Source organism: Streptomyces sp. NPDC020996 (assembly GCF_040641355.1).
Taxonomy (GTDB): Bacteria; Actinomycetota; Actinomycetes; order Streptomycetales; family Streptomycetaceae; genus Streptomyces.
In genome coordinates this window covers 34,389-51,421 of sequence record NZ_JBFADM010000024.1, presented here as the reverse complement: position 1 = coordinate 51,421, position 17,033 = coordinate 34,389, and the positions used below count along the sequence as shown (strand labels likewise).

At 73.9% G+C, this 17,033-nt stretch carries 15 protein-coding genes; 11 read left to right on the top strand and 4 right to left on the bottom strand.

The window, feature by feature from the left end:
* Positions 1–68 precede the first annotated feature (68 nt).
* From AB0G63_RS18540 to AB0G63_RS18505, 8 genes are all read left to right on the top strand, one after another.
* The gene (locus AB0G63_RS18540; protein ID WP_360751117.1) at positions 69–1,856 is read left to right on the top strand and encodes a hypothetical protein; all 1,788 of its coding nucleotides are present in this window, start codon (positions 69–71) and stop codon (positions 1,854–1,856) included.
* Positions 1,846–2,205: a hypothetical protein gene (locus AB0G63_RS18535; RefSeq protein WP_360751115.1), complete on the top strand. Its 360-nt coding sequence runs from the start codon at positions 1,846–1,848 to the stop codon at positions 2,203–2,205. The genes AB0G63_RS18540 and AB0G63_RS18535 overlap by 11 nt, the downstream gene beginning before the upstream one ends.
* 10 nt (positions 2,206–2,215) lie before the next feature.
* Positions 2,216–3,433, top strand: a complete 1,218-nt coding sequence (locus AB0G63_RS18530; protein WP_360751114.1) for a hypothetical protein — start codon at positions 2,216–2,218, stop codon at positions 3,431–3,433.
* A gap of 255 nt (positions 3,434–3,688) precedes the next feature.
* On the top strand, positions 3,689–5,227 hold the full coding sequence (locus AB0G63_RS18525) for an aldehyde dehydrogenase family protein (protein WP_360751112.1): 1,539 nt from the start codon (positions 3,689–3,691) through the stop codon (positions 5,225–5,227).
* A gap of 103 nt (positions 5,228–5,330) precedes the next feature.
* Positions 5,331–6,863 (top strand): GMC oxidoreductase, encoded by a 1,533-nt coding sequence (locus AB0G63_RS18520; RefSeq protein ID WP_360751110.1) that lies wholly within the window; start codon positions 5,331–5,333, stop codon positions 6,861–6,863.
* Positions 6,860–7,903, top strand: a complete 1,044-nt coding sequence (locus tag AB0G63_RS18515; protein WP_360751108.1) for a glycine betaine/L-proline ABC transporter ATP-binding protein — start codon at positions 6,860–6,862, stop codon at positions 7,901–7,903. Before AB0G63_RS18520 ends, AB0G63_RS18515 begins: the two co-directional genes overlap by 4 nt.
* Entirely contained in the window at positions 7,903–9,861 is a 1,959-nt protein-coding gene (locus AB0G63_RS18510) for an ABC transporter permease subunit (RefSeq protein WP_360751107.1), read from the top strand. Before AB0G63_RS18515 ends, AB0G63_RS18510 begins: the two co-directional genes overlap by 1 nt.
* A gap of 1 nt (position 9,862) precedes the next feature.
* A complete protein-coding gene (locus AB0G63_RS18505) occupies positions 9,863–10,825 on the top strand; it encodes an ABC transporter substrate-binding protein (protein WP_360751105.1) in 963 nt (320 codons plus the stop codon).
* Positions 10,826–10,969: 144 nt separating this feature from the next.
* On the opposite strand, the gene AB0G63_RS18500 is transcribed toward AB0G63_RS18505, so the two are convergent.
* From AB0G63_RS18500 to AB0G63_RS18490, 3 genes are read right to left on the bottom strand one after another with little or no spacing between them, the layout of a single operon-like run.
* Entirely contained in the window at positions 10,970–11,692 is a 723-nt protein-coding gene (locus tag AB0G63_RS18500; RefSeq protein ID WP_360751103.1) for an isocitrate lyase/phosphoenolpyruvate mutase family protein, read from the bottom strand.
* Positions 11,689–12,150, bottom strand: coding sequence for a carboxymuconolactone decarboxylase family protein (locus AB0G63_RS18495; protein WP_360751101.1), 462 nt, complete (start codon positions 12,148–12,150; stop codon positions 11,689–11,691). Before AB0G63_RS18495 ends, AB0G63_RS18500 begins: the two co-directional genes overlap by 4 nt.
* A complete protein-coding gene (locus tag AB0G63_RS18490) occupies positions 12,147–12,647 on the bottom strand; it encodes a carboxymuconolactone decarboxylase family protein (RefSeq protein ID WP_360751099.1) in 501 nt (166 codons plus the stop codon). Before AB0G63_RS18490 ends, AB0G63_RS18495 begins: the two co-directional genes overlap by 4 nt.
* A 46-nt stretch (positions 12,648–12,693) precedes the next feature.
* On the opposite strand from AB0G63_RS18490, the gene AB0G63_RS18485 reads away from it, so the two are divergent.
* From AB0G63_RS18485 to AB0G63_RS18475, 3 genes are all read left to right on the top strand, one after another.
* Positions 12,694–14,109 carry a PLP-dependent aminotransferase family protein gene (locus AB0G63_RS18485; protein WP_360751097.1) on the top strand — a complete coding sequence of 472 codons (1,416 nt, stop codon included), beginning with the start codon at positions 12,694–12,696 and terminating at the stop codon, positions 14,107–14,109.
* Positions 14,110–14,195: 86 nt separating this feature from the next.
* Positions 14,196–14,558, top strand: a complete 363-nt coding sequence (locus AB0G63_RS18480) for a hypothetical protein (RefSeq protein WP_360751095.1) — start codon at positions 14,196–14,198, stop codon at positions 14,556–14,558.
* Positions 14,559–14,564: 6 nt separating this feature from the next.
* Complete coding sequence (locus tag AB0G63_RS18475; protein ID WP_360751093.1) at positions 14,565–15,749, top strand: glutathionylspermidine synthase family protein; 1,185 nt, start codon at positions 14,565–14,567, stop codon at positions 15,747–15,749.
* A gap of 19 nt (positions 15,750–15,768) precedes the next feature.
* Here AB0G63_RS18475 and rocD read toward each other — a convergent pair whose 3' ends face one another.
* Positions 15,769–16,956 carry an ornithine--oxo-acid transaminase gene (rocD, locus tag AB0G63_RS18470; protein WP_360751211.1) on the bottom strand — a complete coding sequence of 396 codons (1,188 nt, stop codon included), beginning with the start codon at positions 16,954–16,956 and terminating at the stop codon, positions 15,769–15,771.
* Positions 16,957–17,033: the final 77 nt, after the last annotated feature.

Sequence of the window (17,033 nt, the reverse complement as noted above, 5' to 3'; positions counted from 1 at the left end):
CCCCCCTATGCTGATGGCCTGTCAGCCGGACGTCTGAAAACGGTCTTTCCACGCATCGGGGGATTGGCGTGAGCACCGCCTACGTGCCGCAGCAACCGCAGCCGACGACGCCCGCGGGAGCGCCGCCGACACCGCCCACCCCGCCGCACGCCAGCGAGGCGACCCGGCTGCTGTGCGCGGGCGCCTACCTGGACTCCGGCTACCGCGACCGGGTCATCGAGCAGCTCCACCTCAACGAGCAGCGGATCGTCGCGCCGTCGCTCGGCTTCGACGCCGCCCGCGTCCTGGCCCACGCCCTGCGCGCCCGCCGCCAGGAACTGCTGTGGGCGGGAGCGGTCACCGGCCTGTGGGCGGCCGGCGCGGCGCTCAGCGGCGGGCTGCTGCTCTTCTTCCTGTGGCCCAGCGTGGCCCTCGCCGTCGCCCCCTGGATCAGGGGCCGTGCCGCACAGCCGCCGCTGTACCGGCTGGCCGCCGCGTTCCTCGTCCGCTGGTGGGGCCGTATCGCCTTCGCGGTGCTGCTGGGCCTGACGGTCTACGAGGCGTTCGGCGCCGGTTCGGACGGCGGCTCCTCCTACGGTTCGTCGTACGACGGCTACTACGGCTCCTCCGGCTCCGGGAGCGCCACCGACTTCCTCGTCCCCAGCGCCGACGCCCTCCAGGGTCTGGCGAAGCCCTGGCAGGCCTGGCTCGCCCTCGGCGTGTTCGCGCTCATCGCGTGGTGCGTGCACGCCCAGCGCAATCAGTTCGGCCGCGCGCTGGCCGCCGAACTCTCCCCGCAGCGCTTCCCGGACGCCGCCGGCGACCCCGCCGAGCAGTCCGACAACCCCCGCTTCCAGCGGCTGAAGCAGCGCATCCGGCTCGAACAGCACGCGCCGCTGGTCATGTACCACGAGGCGCGCCCGTTCTGCGGGGCGGGGACGGCGCACGAGACCTGGGTGCTCGCCGTGGAACTCAAACGCGACGAGCTGACCAAGCACCAGCAGCCGCTCAGCAACCGCACCGTCCTGGAGAAGATCCGGCCGCTGCTCGAACAGCTCCGGGTGCCGTCGGCGCACGCCGGCCCCGGTGTCCGCGACCGGCTGCGCCGGCTGGAGATCGACGAGTGCGTGTTCCTGCCCGTCGAGGGTCTGCTCAGCCGCGACCAGGCGCCGTACACCGCGGCCGCCTTCGAGGAGCACAGGGCGCGCGCGGTCGAGGAGGGCGCCGAGAAGCGGCGGCACTTCCTGCGCATCCGGGTCGGCGGCTGGGAGGAGGAGCTGGTCGTCACCGTCTTCGTGCGCATCCACACCCAGGGCCGCATGCTGATGCTGGAGGTCGCCCCGCACGTGCTGACGCCGGTCCGCCAGGACTTCAAGGACGCCGACCGTTCGGCGCACCGGTTCCGCAACAACAACGCCCTCGGCAAGGCCGCCGGGGCGGGCGTCCTGGTGCCCGCGTCCGCCGGCCGTTCGCTGGCCCAGCTCGGCCGCGGCCTGGTCTATGTGTGGCGGCTGCTGACCGGCGGCTACGCGGGCGCCCTGCCCGACGGGCCCGAGCTGTCGGTGCGCGAGCTGGGCTCCGCCCCGGCCGGCTCCCTCTTCCAGGACATGGACGTCGCCCGCTACCTGCGCAGTCTGCAGGACCGGGTGGCGAACGGGGTACGGGCCGCGCTGGCCGAATGCGGTTACGAGACCGGCGAGTTCGTCCAGAAGGTCGTGAACATCAGCAACGGGGACGTGAACATCGGCCGGGTGGACAACTCCACCTTCGCCGTCGGCAGCCACGCCACCGCATCCACCGCATCCACCGCCTCCACCGCCTTCAGCGTCTCGGGCGGCACCGCGCCGCAGAAGGGAGCCGACAGCAATGGCCAGTGAGGAACCCACCGTCAGCTTCGGCAACGTCTCGCACAGCACCTTCGCCGTCGGCAGCCACGCGCACGCCGAGAGCCACCACCGGCACGGGCCGGGCGCGCTGCGCGACGAGGACGCCGAGGCGCTGCTGAAGGCGGTGCGCGAGCTGCGCGCCGATCTGGAGCGGGTGCGCGGCACCGAGCAGACGGCCGCGCTGGACGAGGCGCTCGCCGACACCGAGGACCAGCTCGCCCGCACCGGGCAGGCGGACCCCACCCGCCGGGAGCGTCTGCGCGCCCTCCTCTCCGACTCCCAGGCGCTGCTGAGCGTCCTCGCCTCGGCGGGCGCCGTGGCCGGGCTGCTGGGGATGTGAGAGGAACACCATGAGCGGGGGACGGTACTGGAACGAGGACACCCAGCGCTGGGAGGACGGCGCCCCGGGAAGCCCTCCGGCGGCACAGCCGACGGCGCCGCCGCCGGCCCGGCCGGACTTCGTCCCGGGCCCGGCGGCGGAGGGCGCGGGGACCGCGGACGGCCAGGGCACGGCCGGGGGAGCCGGCGCGCCTGCCGGAGCCGCCGGAGCGGCCGAAGCCGCCCGTGCGACGGGCGGCGGCGAGGCGCAGGCGAGCGGCTGGCCCGGGGGCGGCACGGCGAACGGGTGGCACGGCCCGGGCGCCGGGGGAACCGTGGTGGACGGCGGCGCGGCCGTGCCCGCGGCGCCGCCGACGGCGCCGGCAGCCGGCGCCGGCAGCTGGCCTGCCTACGGGCCGGGTACGGGCGGCGCCGGCTGGCCGTACGGCGGACTCGGTGCCGGTGCCGGTGCCGGTGGCGTCGGCTGGCCGCCGCCCGTGGAGCTGTCGTCGGACGCGCCGGCCGGCCGGTCCTCGCGGCGGCTCGTGTGGTCCGTGATCGTCGGGGCCGCCGCCGTCGGCGTCGTCGTGAGCCTCGTACTGACCCTGGTGGTCGGCAAGAACGACGACCCGGGCCACGGCCGGGCCGCGGCGAGCACGTCCGCCGGTCCCGAGCCCTCCGGACCGACGTCGTCCGGACCGCCCGCCTCCACGGCGTCCGCGTCCACGGCGTCCGCCTCCCCGTCGGCCACCGCGCCGCCCGCCGGCTACGAGTCGTACGACGACGAGGAGGGGTTCAGGGTCGCCGTCCGCGAGGGCTGGACGCGCAGCACCGTGCCCTCCCTCTACGGCATCGCCGTGGTCAACTACCGCAGCCCGGACCGCGAGCACCGGCTGCAGGTCTACCAGGTGCAGGAGTCCTCCCCGGCCGCCTCCTTCCAGCTGTACCTCTCCGACCAGACCCCGAAGCCCGCAGGTTTCGAGAAGCTGGACCTGAAGACCCTCGACGACGGCGAGTTCAGGGGCTCGCGCCTGGAGTACCTGGCCGACAGGATCAGGGGCGAGCCCGACGTCGGCACCTGGCACGTCGTGGACGAGCGTTTCTTCGCCCCGGACGGCAACATCTACGCCATCGCCTCCTACGGCCCCGAATCCGACGGCCGCGATGACGAACTGAAGGTGCTCACCACGGCGTTGGACTGGTTCTGCCCGCCGTACACGACCTGCGACGCCGACCCGGCGCTGGACTGACCGGACGGCAGCCCGCCCTTCGCCTTCGCGCCCGCCGTCAACCTGTGCGGGCGCGAAGGCGACTTCGTCTCCGTGACACGCGTCACGCCTCCGGCGTGCGGTTCGCCCCCATTCGCCCGCACGCTCCGTGACACGGCGCACTTCCGGCCATGGATCGCGCATGCATCAGGGACCGGAGGGCATGTGCTCCCGGTCCCCGGACGGCGCACATCCTCACCGGGGCGCTGAACCGGAACGGAAGGCAACACACCGATCATGACCGGACATCAGGCACGGCAGACGCAGGACCGACAGCAGCCGCAGCACACCATTCACGCGGCCGGGGAGTGGCGGGAGGCCGTCTCCGGCGCGACCCGCGAGATCCTGGACCCCGCCGACGGCCGGGCGTTCGCCCTGGTCGCGGAGGGTGACGAGAAGGACGCCGACCTCGCGGTCGCCGCCGCCCGCGACGCCTTCGACCACGGCGACTGGCCGCACACCACGGCCGTCGGGCGCGCCGCCCTGCTGCGCCGGGTCGCCGATCTCCTCGTACGCGACCGCGAACGGCTCGGCCTGCTGGAGAGCCGTGACACCGGCAAGACCGTCGAGGAGGGCCGCGTCGACGTCGACTGCGTCGCCGACGCCTTCCGCTACTTCGCCGGCCTGATCGCCGCCGAGGCACCCGGCCGGGTCGTCGACGCCGGCTCGCCCGACGTCCACAGCGTCGTCGGGCACGAGCCGGTCGGCGTGTGCGCGCTGATCACGCCCTGGAACTACCCGCTGCTGCAAGCGAGCTGGAAGATCGCGCCGGCCCTCGCGGCGGGGAACACCTTCGTCGTCAAGCCCAGCGAGATCACCCCGCTGACCACCGTCGCCCTGATCGGGCTGCTGGCCGAGGCGGGGCTGCCCGCGGGCGTCGCCAACATCGTCACCGGGCCGGGCCACACGGTCGGCGCCCGTCTCGCCGAGCACCCCGACGTCGACCTGGTCTCCTTCACCGGCGGCCTGGCCAGCGGCGTCAAGGTGGCGCAGGCCGCCGCCCCGACCGTCAAGAAGGTCGCCCTCGAACTGGGCGGCAAGAACCCCAACGTCGTCTTCGCCGACGCCTGCGCCACCGAAGAGGGCTTCGACACCGCCGTCGACCAGGCCCTCAACGCGGCCTTCATCCACAGCGGCCAGGTCTGCTCGGCCGGCTCCCGCCTCGTCGTCGAGGAGTCCGTCCGGGAGCGCTTCGTCGCGGAACTCGCCAGTCGGGCGGGCCGTATCCGCCTCGGCCGCGGCACCGAGGACGGCGTCGAGTGCGGGCCCCTGGTCTCCGAGCAGCAGCGCGCCAAGGTCGAGGACCATGTCGCCGCCGCGCTCGCCGAGGGCGCGGTGCTGCGCGCCGGCGGACGCCGCCCGGACCCCGGCGACGCGCGCCCCGCCGGCGGCTACTTCTACGAGCCGACCGTCCTCGACGGGTGCCACCGCGAGATGCGGATCGTGCGCGAGGAGGTCTTCGGGCCGGTCCTGACCGTGGAGACCTTCCGCACCGAGGACGAGGCCGTCGCCCTCGCCAACGACACCGAGTACGGCCTCGCGGGCGCCGTGTGGAGCGCGGACCTCGCCAGGGCGCGCCGGGTCGCCGCCCGGCTGCGCCACGGCACCGTCTGGATCAACGACTTCCACCCCTACCTCCCGCAGGCGGAGTGGGGCGGCTTCGGCCGGAGCGGAGTGGGCCGCGAACTCGGCCCCGCCGGACTCGCCGAGTACCGGGAGACCAAGCACGTCTACCACAACCTCGCCCCCCGGCCCGTCCGCTGGTTCACCGGCTGATCCCCCCACCGGCCGCCCCCCGACCCCGGCCGACCCCCACCCGGGCCGATCCCCCCACCCCGGCCGATCCCCCCACCCGCAAGTCCCCCTGGAGTACCCCTCAATGCCCGAAGAACCCCATGTCTACGACTACGTCGTCATCGGCGGCGGCACGGCGGGCTCCGTCATCGCCTCCCGCCTCACCGAGGACCCCGCCGTCACCGTCGCCGTCATCGAGGGCGGCCCCAGCGACGTCGGCCGCGACGACGTGCTGACCCTGCGCCGCTGGATGGGCCTGCTCGGCGGCGAACTGGACTACGACTACCCGACCACCGAGCAGCCCCGCGGCAACTCCCACATCCGGCAAAGCCGGGCCCGCGTGCTGGGCGGCTGCTCCTCCCACAACACCCTGATCGCCTTCAAGCCGCTGCCCTCCGACTGGGACGAGTGGGAGGCGGCCGGCGCCAAGGGCTGGGGATCCGCGCCCATGGAGGCGTACTACTCCCGCCTGAAGAACAACATCGTCCCGGTCGACGAGAAGGACCGGAACGCCATCGCCCGCGACTTCGTCGACGCGGCGCGGGCGGCGCTCGGCGTCCCGCGCGTCGAGGGCTTCAACAAGCGGCCGTTCGACGAGGGCGCCGGCTTCTTCGACCTCGCCTACCACCCCGAGGACAACAAGCGCTCGTCGGCGTCGGTGGCCTATCTGCACCCGGTGATGGACGAGCGGCCCAACCTGACGATCCTGCTGGAGACCTGGGCCTACCGGCTCCAGGTGTCCGCGGGACGGGCCGAGGGCGTGCACGTGCGCGCGAAGGACGGCACGGAGACGCTGATACGGGCCCGGCGCGAGGTGATCCTGTGCGCGGGCGCCGTCGACTCCCCGCGTCTGCTGCTGCACTCCGGCATCGGTCCCCGCCGGGATCTGGAGGCGCTCGGCATCCCCGTCGTCCACGACCTGCCCGGCGTCGGCGAGAATCTGCTCGACCACCCCGAGTCGGTGATCGTCTGGGAGACGAACGGCCCGATCCCCGACAACTCCGCGATGGACTCCGACGCGGGCCTGTTCGTGCGCCGCGACCCCGCGCACCGGGGCCCCGACCTGATGTTCCACTTCTACCAGATCCCGTTCACCGACAATCCGGAGCGACTGGGCTACCGGCGGCCCGAGTTCGGCGTGTCGATGACCCCGAACATCCCCAAGCCCAGGAGCCGCGGCCGGCTCTACCTGACCAGCGCCGACCCGTCCGTCAAACCCGCCCTGGACTTCCGCTACTTCACCGACGAGGACGACTACGACGCCCGCACCCTGGTCGACGGCATCCGCATCGCCCGCGAGATCGCGAAGACCGAACCCCTCGCGGGCTGGCTCCGGCGCGAGGTGTGCCCCGGCCCCGACGTCACCGGGGACGAGGAACTGAGCGAGTACGCCCGCCGGGCGGCGCACACCGTCTACCACCCCGCGGGCACCTGCAAGATGGGCGCCGCCGACGACGAACTCGCCGTCGTCGAACCCGAGCTGCGGATCCGCGGCCTGGACGGCATCCGGATCGCCGACGCGTCCGTCTTCCCGGCAATGACCGCCGTCAACCCGATGGTCACCGTGCTCATGGTCGGCGAGAAGGCCGCCGACCTGATCGGAGGTGACGCGCGATGAGCGCACCCGTCTTCTCCGTGGACGGCCTGTGGAAGGTGTTCGGTCCCAAGGCCGAGCGCGTCCCCGCCGACCCCGAACTGGCCGCCCTGGAACCCGCCGACCTGCGCGCCCGCACCGGCTGCACGGCCGCCGTCCGGGACGTCTCCTTCGACGTGCGCAAGGGCGAGGTCTTCGTCGTCATGGGCCTGTCCGGCTCCGGCAAGTCCACGCTGGTGCGCTGCCTGACCCGGCTGATCGAGCCGACCGCCGGCAGCATCGCCATCGACGGCGAGGACGTACGCGCCATGGACCGCGCCCGCCTGCGCGAACTGCGCCGCCACCGCGCCGCGATGGTCTTCCAGCACTTCGGCCTGCTCCCGCACCGCACGGTCCTCGACAACGTGGCCTACGGCCTGGAGATCCAGGGCGTCGGCAAGGCCGAACGCCGCGCCCGCGCCCAGAAGGTCGTCGCCAAGGTCGGCCTGGAGGGCATGGAACAGCGCCGGCCGGCCCAGCTGTCCGGCGGCCAGCGCCAACGCGTCGGTCTGGCAAGGGCGTTGGCGGTTGATCCGGAAGTGCTGCTGTTCGACGAGCCGTTCAGCGCGCTCGACCCGCTGATCCGGCGCGAAATGCAGGAGGAGGTGGCCCGGCTGCACCGCGAGGAGGGCCGCACGATGGTCTTCATCACCCACGACCTGAGCGAGGCCCTCAAGCTGGGCGACCGCATCGCCCTGATGCGCGACGGCCGGGTGGTGCAGCTCGGCACCCCCGAGCAGATCGTCGGCTCGCCCGCCGACGACTACGTGCGCGCCTTCGTCCGCGACGTCCCGCGCGAGCAGGTCATGACCGTCCGCACGGCCATGCGCCCCGGCGACTGCGGCGGACCCGGCCACCCCGGCGCGCTCGCGCCCGACGAGGTCGTCTCCGACGCCATCAAGGCCGTCGCCCGCCGCGGCGCGCCCGCCTGCGTCGTCGAGGACGGCCGCTGCCTGGGCGTCGTCGACCACGAACGGCTCCTCGGCGTGGTGGCCGGGACGGAGCCGATCGGGGAGGCGGCCTGATGGCGACGATCACCGCATCCGCCCCCCGCGTCCTCCCCGACGGCCTGCTCAGGCACCGCGCGGCCCGGAAACTCCTGCTGCTCGCGCTCGCCGCGGCGGTCCTCGTCCCGCTCGCCGACGCCCGCTGGGCCAGCGGCAGCTGGCCGCACGCGCTGACCGTCGACCTCTCCGGTCCGCTGACCTCGGCCGGCGACTGGATCGTCGACAACCGGGACAGCCACCCCCTGTTCCTGTACTTCCTCGGGCACCTCAGCAACGCCGTCGTCGTCTCCGTACGCGCCGTCTACCTGGTGCTGCTCGGCGCGGGCTGGGCCGGCGTCACCGTCGCCGGCACGCTCCTCGCCGGGCGCGTGGCCGGTGTCCGGCTCGCCCTCGGCACGGCCGCCGCGTTCCTCGCCTGCGGACTGCTCGGCATGTGGGTGCCGGCCATGCAGACCCTGGCGCTGATGACGGTCGCCGTCCTCGTGTCGGTCGCCGTCGGCGCCCTGCTGGGCCTCGCCGCCGGACTGTCCGACCGGCTCGACCGCGCCCTGCGCCCGGTCCTGGACACCATGCAGGTGCTGCCCGCCTTCGCCTACCTGCTCCCCGTCGTGCTGGTCTTCGGTATCGGCGTACCCGCCGCGGTCCTCGCCACCGTCGTCTACGCCGCCCCGCCGATGGCCCGGCTCACCGCCCTCGGGCTGCGCGGCGCCGACAAGGAGGTGCTGGAGGCCGTCGAGTCGCTCGGCGCCACCGCCCGCCAGCGCCTGCTGACCGCACGCCTGCCGCTGGCCCGCAAGGAACTCCTGCTCGGCGTCAACCAGACGATCATGATGGCGCTGTCCATGGCCGTCATCGCCTCGGTCATCGGCGCCGGCGGCCTCGGCGACCGCGTCTACCAGGCGCTCGCCTCGGTCGACGTGGGCGCGGCGCTGGCGGCCGGCATCCCGATCGTGCTGCTCGCCGTCGTCCTGGACCGGGTGACGGGCGCGGCGGGGGAGGCGGCGGGCTCCGGCACGACAACGCACCGGCGGGCACGCCGGCCGTACGCGGCCGCCGCCGTCACGGCTGTCGCGGCCGTCGCCGTCGCCGGGCGTCTGGCGGGCCGCCTCGACTGGCCCGACGCCTGGACCCTCGACATCGCCGGCCCCGTCGACCGGGCCGTCGACTGGATGACCGCCCACCTGTACTCGGGCGTGCCGGTCGTCGGCGGCACTGCCGACTGGGCGGGCCGCTTCACCGCCTGGGTCCTCGACCCGGTCCGCGGCGGCCTGCAGTGGCTGCCCTGGTGGTCGGTGCTGCTGCTGGTCGCCGCCCCGGCCTGGCTGGCAGGCACCTGGCGCACCGCGCTCACCGCCGTCCTCGCCATGGCCGCGACCGGCGTGCTGGGCGTGTGGAAGCCGTCCCTGGACACCCTCTCCCAGGTCCTCGCGGCCGTCGCCGTCACCCTCGTCCTCGGGGTGGCGACCGGTGTCGCCGCGGCCCGCAGCGCCCGCTTCGACCGGCTGCTCCGGCCGGTGCTGGACGTCCTGCAGACACTGCCGCAGTTCGTGTACCTGATCCCGGTCGTGGCGCTGTTCGGCGTGGGCCGCGCCCCCGCCGTCGCGGCGGCCGTCGTCTACGCGCTGCCGGCCGTCGTCCGTATCACCGCGCAGGGCCTGCGCCAGGTCGACCCGGCCGCGCTGGAGTCGGCCCGCTCGCTCGGCGCGACGCCGGGGCAGCAGCTGCGCCAGGTCCAGCTCCCGCTCGCCCGGCGGTCGTTGCTGCTCGCCGTCAACCAGGGCGTGGTCCTGGTCCTGGCCGTCGTCATCATCGGCGGCCTGGTCGGCGGGGGTGCGCTGGGGTACGAGGTCGTGTCCGGGCTGGCCCAGGGCGACCTGGCCACCGGGCTGGTGGCGGGCGCGGCGATCGTGTGCCTGGGGCTGGTCCTCGACCGGGTGACCCAGCCGGTGGAGCGGCACGAGAAGGGCGGTGCGTGACATGGCAGCGAACCGCAGGGCCGCCGCCCTCGCCGCCGCGGCCGCCGCCCTCTCCCTCCTCACCGCCTGCGGCGCCGCCGACATGACCAGGCAGGCGTCCCCGTTCGCGGGTGCCCGGGGCGCCAGGACGGTGACCCTCTCCGTGCAGTCCTGGGTCGGCGCGCAGGCCGACGTGGCCGTCGCCCGGTACCTGCTGGAGCACGAACTCGGCTACCGCGTCGACACCGTCCAGGTCGACGAGATCCCCGCCTGGGACGCGCTCAGCCAGGGGCGGGTGGACGCGATCCTGGAGGACTGGGGCCACCCCGACCAGGAGAAGCGGTACATCGACGACAAGAAGACCATCGCCCGCGGCGGCGACCTCGGGGTGACCGGGCACATCGGCTGGTTCGTGCCCGCCTACCTGGCCCGACAGCACCCCGACATCACGGACTGGAAGAACCTCGACGAGTACGCCCCCCTCCTCCGCACCGCGGAGAGCGGCGGCAAGGGCCAGCTGATGGACGGCTCCCCGTCCTACGTCACCAACGACAAGGCGCTGGTGAAGAACCTGAAGCTGGACTACCAGGTGGTGTTCGCCGGCTCCGAGGCCGCGCAGATCACCCAGATACGGCAGTTCGCCAAGGAACGGAAGCCCTTCCTCACGTACTGGTACTCGCCGCAGTGGCTGTTCGAGAAGGTCCCCATGACCGAGGTGAAACTGCCGCCGTACCAGGACGGCTGCGACGCGGACCCGGCGAAGGTCGCCTGCGCCTACCCGCACACCCCGCTGCAGAAATACCTCAACGCCGACTTCGCGAAGTCCGGCGGCCGGGCGGCGGCCTTCCTGAAGAAGTTCAAGTGGACCACCGAGGACCAGAACGAGGTCTCCCTGATGATCGCCGACCGGAAGCTCACGCCCGAGCAGGCGGCGAAGAAGTGGGTGGACGGCCACTCCTCCACCTGGAAGGCGTGGCTGTCGTGACCCCGGACGGGCTGCACGGCACCCCGGATGGGCTGCACGGCACCTCGGACGGGCTGCACGGCGTCTCGGACGGGCCGCACGGCGTCTCGGACGGGCCGCACGGCAACCCGGACGGGCCGCACGGCCGCGGATGCCGCGGCGTCCTCAGCGGGCGAGCCCGGCGGCGATCTCCCCGACGGCAGCCGCCGCCCGGCGCTGCAGCCCCGGCCCGAACGTGACGCGGGTGGCCCCGAGTTCACCGAGTTCGGTGGGCGAGGGGCCCTCGCCGTCCAGCCGCGCGAACACGTTGAGCGGGCCCTGGATCCCGGACCGCAGCAGCGGCAGCACCTTCACCGGCGCGGCGATGGGATACACGCAGTCGGCGCCCGCGGCGACGTACGACGCGGCCCGCTCGATGGCCGGTCCGGGATCCTGCTCGCCCCGCAGGAAGGTGTCCACGCGGGCGTTGACGAACAACTCCCCGCCGGCCGCGTACCGCACCTCGGCCAGCCACTCGGCGTGCTCCCGCGGGTCCTTCAGCACGCCGTCCGCGGAGTCCTCCAGGTTGCAGCCGACCGCCCCGGCCTCCAGCAGCCGTTCCACCAGTTCCTTCGGCGCCAGCCCGTACCCGCCCTCGACGTCCGCCGACACCGGCACGTCCACGGCCCGCACGATCCGGGCCACCGCGGCGAACATCTCGTCGGCGGGGGTCTGCCCGTCCTCGTACCCGAGCGAGGCCGCGACCCCCGCGCTGGGGATCGCCAGCGCCGGGAACCCCGCCCCGGCGCACGCCCGGGCGCTGGCCGCGTCCCAGGGGCCGGGCAGCACGAGCGGGTCCGCGGGATCCCGGCGGCGGTGCAGGGCGCGGAAGACGTCGGCCCTGTTCACGGTGTGTACCCGCCGGGCTCGATGCGGCGGCTGACCATCACCCGGTTCCAGTTGTTGATGGCGACGATCAGCGCGATCAGGTGGGCGAGGCGTACGTCGTCGAAGTGCCCGGCGGCTTCTTCGTACACCGCGTCCGGCACGAAACCTCCCCGGGAGGCGTCCCCGGTCAGCACGGTCACCGCCTCCGTCAGCGCCAGCGCGGCCCGCTCGCGCGGGTCGAAGACGTCGTCCCCGGCCTCCTCCCAGGCGCTCAGCAGATCCAGCTGCTTCTCGCTCACGCCGTGCTTGCGGGCGATGGCCAGATGCATGTCGAGGCAGAACGCGCAGTGGTTGATCTGCGAGGCCCGGATCACCACGAGCTCGGCGAGCGCGGGGTCGCCGAGGCCGTGCTTCGCGGCGGCGCTGAGCGCGGACAGCGCCTTGCCGACCTCGCGGTCCAGGAGTTCCGTACGGCTCACTTGTGCTGCCCCGGCCGGTAGTGGCCCGGGACCATGCGGGTGGTCACCCCGAACCGGTTCCAGGCGTTGATCACCGTGATCGCGGCGATCAGCTGCGCCAGCTCGGCCTCCTCGAAGTGCTCGGCCGCGCGGTCGTAGACCTCGTCCGGCACGAACCCGTCCGTGAGGACCGTGATCGCCTCGGTCAGCCCGATCGCCGCGAGTTCCTTCTCCGTGTAGAAGTGCCGCGACTCCTCCCACGCGCTGAGCTGCACGATCCGCTCCACGCTCTCGCCCGCGGCGAGCGCGTCCCTGGTGTGCATGTCGAGGCAGAACGCGCAGTGGTTGATCTGGGAGGCGCGGATCTTCACCAGCTCGTACAGGGCGGGGTCCAGGCCCTGCCGGGCGGCCGCGTCCAGCCGGACCATCGCCTTGTAGACCTCGGGTGCGTGCTGCGCCCAGCGCAGGCGGGGGGTGTGCTCGGGGGCGTACCGGGCGGTGGCTTCCTCTGTGGTCATGCCTCGACCCTAGGAGCGAGGCAGCCCAGGAGTATGGTCCACTTCCATGGCGAAACCTTGGGCCACTCCGGGTGTCGACCTGCATCTGGAACCGGCCGGCCCGCACCCGCGCAAGGGCCTCACCGACGCCCTCCGCGAGGCCGTCCGCACCGGCCGGCTGGCCCCCGGCACCCGCCTGCCGTCCTCCCGCGCGCTCGCCGCCGACCTGGGCATCGCCCGCAACACGGTCGCCGGCGCGTACGCCGACCTGGTGGCCGAGGGCTGGCTGACCGCCCGGCAGGGCTCGGGCACGCGGGTCGCCCCCGGGGTGCCGTCCACGCCCTCGCGGCGGCGGGAGAGCGGGCGGCCCGGCCCGGCGCCGCGCCCGCACGCCGGTGACCGCGACCGCCCCGCCTTCGACCTGCGCGCCGGCAGCCCCGACCTGTCCGCGTTCCCGCGCGCGGAGTGGCTCAGGTCCGCCCGCCGGGTGCTGAACGCGGTCCCGTACCACGCCCTCGGCTACGGCGACCCGCGCGGCCGCGCCGAACTGCGCACCGCGCTCGCCGGCTACCTCGCCCGGGCACGCGGTGTGCGCACCGACCCCGACCGGGTCCTGGTGTGCTCCGGATTCGTGCACGCCCTGCGCATCATCGGCCCGGTGCTGCGGGCGCGCGGGGCGCGGACGGTCGCCGTGGAGTCGTACGGCCTCCCGCCGAGCTGGAGCGTGCTCGAAGCGGCCGGACTGCGCACCGCGCCGCTGCCGTTCGACGAACTGGGCACCGATCCCACGGCGTTGACGGACGCCGCGGCCGTCCTGCTCACCCCCGCCCACCAGTTCCCGATGGGCGTGCCCCTGCACCGGGACCGGCGGGCCGCCGTCCTGGACTGGGCGCGGCGCACCGGCGGCCTGGTCCTGGAGGACGACTACGACGGCGAGTTCCGCTACGACCGCCAGCCCGTCGGCGCCCTCCAGGGCCTGGACCCCGACCGCGTCGTCTACCTCGGCACCGCCAGCAAGTCCCTCGCCCCCGGCCTGCGGCTGGCCTGGATGGTGCTGCCGCCCGGCCTCGCCGAGGAAGCGGCGTCGGCGAAGGGCGGCACCGACACCTGCGGCGTGCTGGACCAGCTCACCCTGGCGGACTTCATCACCTCCGGCGCCTACGACCGCCACGTCCGCTCCGCCCGGCTGCGCTACCGGCGCCGCCGGGACGCCCTGGTCGCGGCCCTCGCCGCCCGCGCCCCCGACGTGCGGGTCACCGGCATCGCGGCCGGCCTGCACGCCGTCCTGCGCCTCCCGCCCGGCACCGAGCGGCCGGTGGTGCAGGCTGCCGCCTGGCAGGGCCTCGCCCTGCAGGGCCTGTCCGGCTTCCGCCACGCCGACGCGGTCGCGGCGCCCCTGGACGCGCTCGTCGTGGGCTACGGCACACCGCCGGAGCACGGGTGGACCGGGACGCTGGAGGCGCTGTGCCGGGTGCTGCCGTAGACAGGGCGCGGCCCCGCCCTCGCGTCCCGTCCGGCCGGTCTCTAGGCTGTGCGCCGGACATCAGGGCAACACCAGGGGGACGCACCATGGCGGACACACGACGGCAACTCCGTTCGGGCACGGTCGTGCTCGGCGGCATGGGACTGCTCGCCGCGGCCCTCACCGCCTGCTCCTCCGACCCCGACAAGCGCTGCGTCGACCGCGACAGCTACACCCTCGCCAAGGGCTACAAGGTCGTCGCCGACAAGAACTGCAAGTCCACCAAGTCCCCGGCCAACGGCGTCTGGTACTACGGCGGGAAGAAGAAGGGCGGCTGGGTCGAGGGCGGCTCCTTCACCAAGCCGGGCAAGGGCGGCGGCAGTTCGAGCGGCGGCAGTTCGAGCGGTGGCAGCCACGGCGGCGTCGACCGCGGCGGCTTCGGCAGCGGCAAGGGCAGCTCGGGCGGCTGAACACCCGTGGAAAGACACCCGATCACCCCGCGCCCCGACTGGCAGCGCACGGTCGAGGAGCAGGGGCTCGTCTACCCGCTGACCCGCCACCCCGACGGCTCCCTGCGCCCCTACTGGGACGAGAGCGCCTACTACTCCTTCACGCTCCCCGAGGTCGAGGCCCTGGAGGAGACCGTCGAGGAACTGCACCGCATGTGCCTCGCCGCGGCCGGCCACATCGTCACCGCCGGACGCTTCGCCGACCTCGGCATCACCGACCCGCGGATCGCGCGGGCGGTCGCCGAGTCCTGGCACCGCCGTGCCGAACTCCCCTCCGTCTACGCCCGGTTCGACCTGCGCTACGACGGCGCCGGCCCCGCCAAGCTGCTGGAGTACAACGCCGACACCCCCACCTCACTGGTGGAGGCGGCCTCACCCCAGTGGTTCTGGATGCGGGACCGCTTCCCCGGCGCCGACCAGTGGAACTCGCTGCACGAACGCCTCGTCGCCGCCTGGCGCAAGCAGGCGCCCCTGCTGCCGCCCGGCAGCCCGCTGCACTTCGCGCACTCCTCGGCCGACGAACTCGGCGAGGACCTGATGACGGTCGCCTACCTGAAGGAGACCGCCGAGCAGGCCGGCCTCGACACCGACTGGATCTCCATGGAGGAGATCGGCTTCGACTCGCTGACCGGCCGCTTCGTCGACAACCGGCTCCGCTTCATCCGCAGCTGCTTCAAGCTCTACCCCTGGGAGTGGCTCACCACCGACCGCTTCGGCGGCCATGTCCTGGACACCCTCGACAACGGCGGCGGCACCGGCTCCACCCTGTGGATCGAGCCCGCCTGGAAGATGCTGCTGAGCAACAAGGCGCTGCTGGCGATCCTGTGGGAGCTGTACCCGGGCCACCCCAACCTGCTGGCCGCCCACCTCGACGGCCCGCGCGAGCTGGCCCGCACCACGGGCTGGGCCGCCAAGCCGCTGCTGGGCCGCGAGGGAGCCGGTATCACGCTGCACGAACCCGGCGCCGACCCGGTGATCCGCGAGGAGCCCTGCTGCTACCAGGAGCTGGCGCCCCTGCCGTCCTTCGACGGCAACCGCGTGGTGCTGGGCGCGTGGGTGGTCGAGGACGAGGCGGCCGGCCTCGGCATCCGCGAGTCCTCCGGCCCGGTCACCGACGAGTACGCCCGCTTCCTGCCGCACGTCATCCTCTGACCACGGTCCCACCACCCGACTACAGCCCCAGCACCTCCCGGAGCCGGCCCAGCGCCCAGTCCAGGTCCTCCTCGGCGATCACCAGCGGCGGCGCGATCCGGATCGTCGCGCCGTGGGTGTCCTTCACCAGCACTCCCCGCCGCATCAGCCGCTCGGACACCTCACGGCCGGTCCCGCAGGCCGGGGCGACGTCGACGCCCGCCCACAGTCCGCGCCCCCGCACCGCCGTCACCCGGCCCGTGCCCTTCAGCGTGCCCAGCTCCCGCAGCAGACGTCCGCCCAGCTCCGCCGCCCGCGCCTGGAACTCGCCGGTGCGCAGCATCGCGATCACCTCCAGCGCCACCGCGCACGCCAGCGGGTTCCCGCCGAACGTCGACCCGTGCTCCCCGGGCCGGAACACCCCGAGCACCGCGGCCGACGACACCACCGCCGACACCGGCACCACCCCGCCGCCGAGCGCTTTGCCGAGCACGTACACATCCGGTACGACGCCCTCGTGCTCGCACGCGAAGGTCCGTCCCGTGCGCCCCAGCCCCGACTGGATCTCGTCGGCGACGAACAGCACGTTCCGCTCCCGGGTCAGCTCCCGCACCCCCGGCAGGTAACCGGCCGGCGGCACGATCACCCCCGCCTCGCCCTGCACGGGCTCCAGCAGCACGGCCACCGTGTTCTCCGTCAGCGCGCCCCGCATCGCCGTCAGGTCCCCGAACGGCACGATCTCGAAGCCCGGCGTGTACGGCCCGTAGTCCGCCCGCGCCTCCGGGTCGGTGGAGAAGCTGATCAGCGTCGTCGTACGGCCGTGGAAGTTGTTCCCCACGACCACGATCTTCGCCGTCTCCGCGGGCACGCCCTTGACCCGGTAGCCCCACTTGCGGGCCGTCTTCACCGCGGTCTCCACCGCCTCCGCGCCGGTGTTCATCGGCAGCACCATCTCCATCCCGCACAGCTCGGCGAGCTGCGCGCAGAAGGCCGCGAACCGGTCGTGGTGGAACGCCCGCGACGTCAGCGTCACCCGGTCCAGCTGCGCCTTCGCCGCCCGGACCAGCCGCGGATGGCGGTGACCGAAGTTGAGCGCGGAGTATCCGGCCAGCAGGTCGAGATACCGCCGCCCCGCCACGTCCGTCACCCAGGCGCCCTCGGCGGTGGCGACCACCACGGGCAGCGGGCGGTAGTTGTGCGCGCTGTACGCGTCGGCGGCGGCGATCATCTCTCGCGCGGTGGTCACGGCGGCTCCCGGAGGACGAGGGGATCCTCTCCCATCGTCGCTCGCATGCTGGACGCCGC

What these genes read in the sequence shown, in the direction of transcription:
- AB0G63_RS18535 (WP_360751115.1), top strand. Translation starts at nt 1,846, where the DNA reads ATGGCCAGTGAGGAACCCACCGTCAGCTTCGGCAACGTCTCGCACAGC.
- AB0G63_RS18530 (WP_360751114.1), top strand. Translation starts at nt 2,216, where the DNA reads ATGAGCGGGGGACGGTACTGGAACGAGGACACCCAGCGCTGGGAGGAC.
- AB0G63_RS18525 (WP_360751112.1), top strand. Translation starts at nt 3,689, where the DNA reads ATGACCGGACATCAGGCACGGCAGACGCAGGACCGACAGCAGCCGCAG.
- AB0G63_RS18520 (WP_360751110.1), top strand. Translation starts at nt 5,331, where the DNA reads ATGCCCGAAGAACCCCATGTCTACGACTACGTCGTCATCGGCGGCGGC.
- AB0G63_RS18515 (WP_360751108.1), top strand. Translation starts at nt 6,860, where the DNA reads ATGAGCGCACCCGTCTTCTCCGTGGACGGCCTGTGGAAGGTGTTCGGT.
- AB0G63_RS18510 (WP_360751107.1), top strand. Translation starts at nt 7,903, where the DNA reads ATGGCGACGATCACCGCATCCGCCCCCCGCGTCCTCCCCGACGGCCTG.
- AB0G63_RS18505 (WP_360751105.1), top strand. Translation starts at nt 9,863, where the DNA reads ATGGCAGCGAACCGCAGGGCCGCCGCCCTCGCCGCCGCGGCCGCCGCC.
- AB0G63_RS18490 (WP_360751099.1), bottom strand. Translation starts at nt 12,647, where the DNA reads ATGACCACAGAGGAAGCCACCGCCCGGTACGCCCCCGAGCACACCCCC.
- AB0G63_RS18485 (WP_360751097.1), top strand. Translation starts at nt 12,694, where the DNA reads ATGGCGAAACCTTGGGCCACTCCGGGTGTCGACCTGCATCTGGAACCG.
- AB0G63_RS18480 (WP_360751095.1), top strand. Translation starts at nt 14,196, where the DNA reads ATGGCGGACACACGACGGCAACTCCGTTCGGGCACGGTCGTGCTCGGC.
- rocD (WP_360751211.1), bottom strand. Translation starts at nt 16,956, where the DNA reads ATGATCGCCGCCGCCGACGCGTACAGCGCGCACAACTACCGCCCGCTG.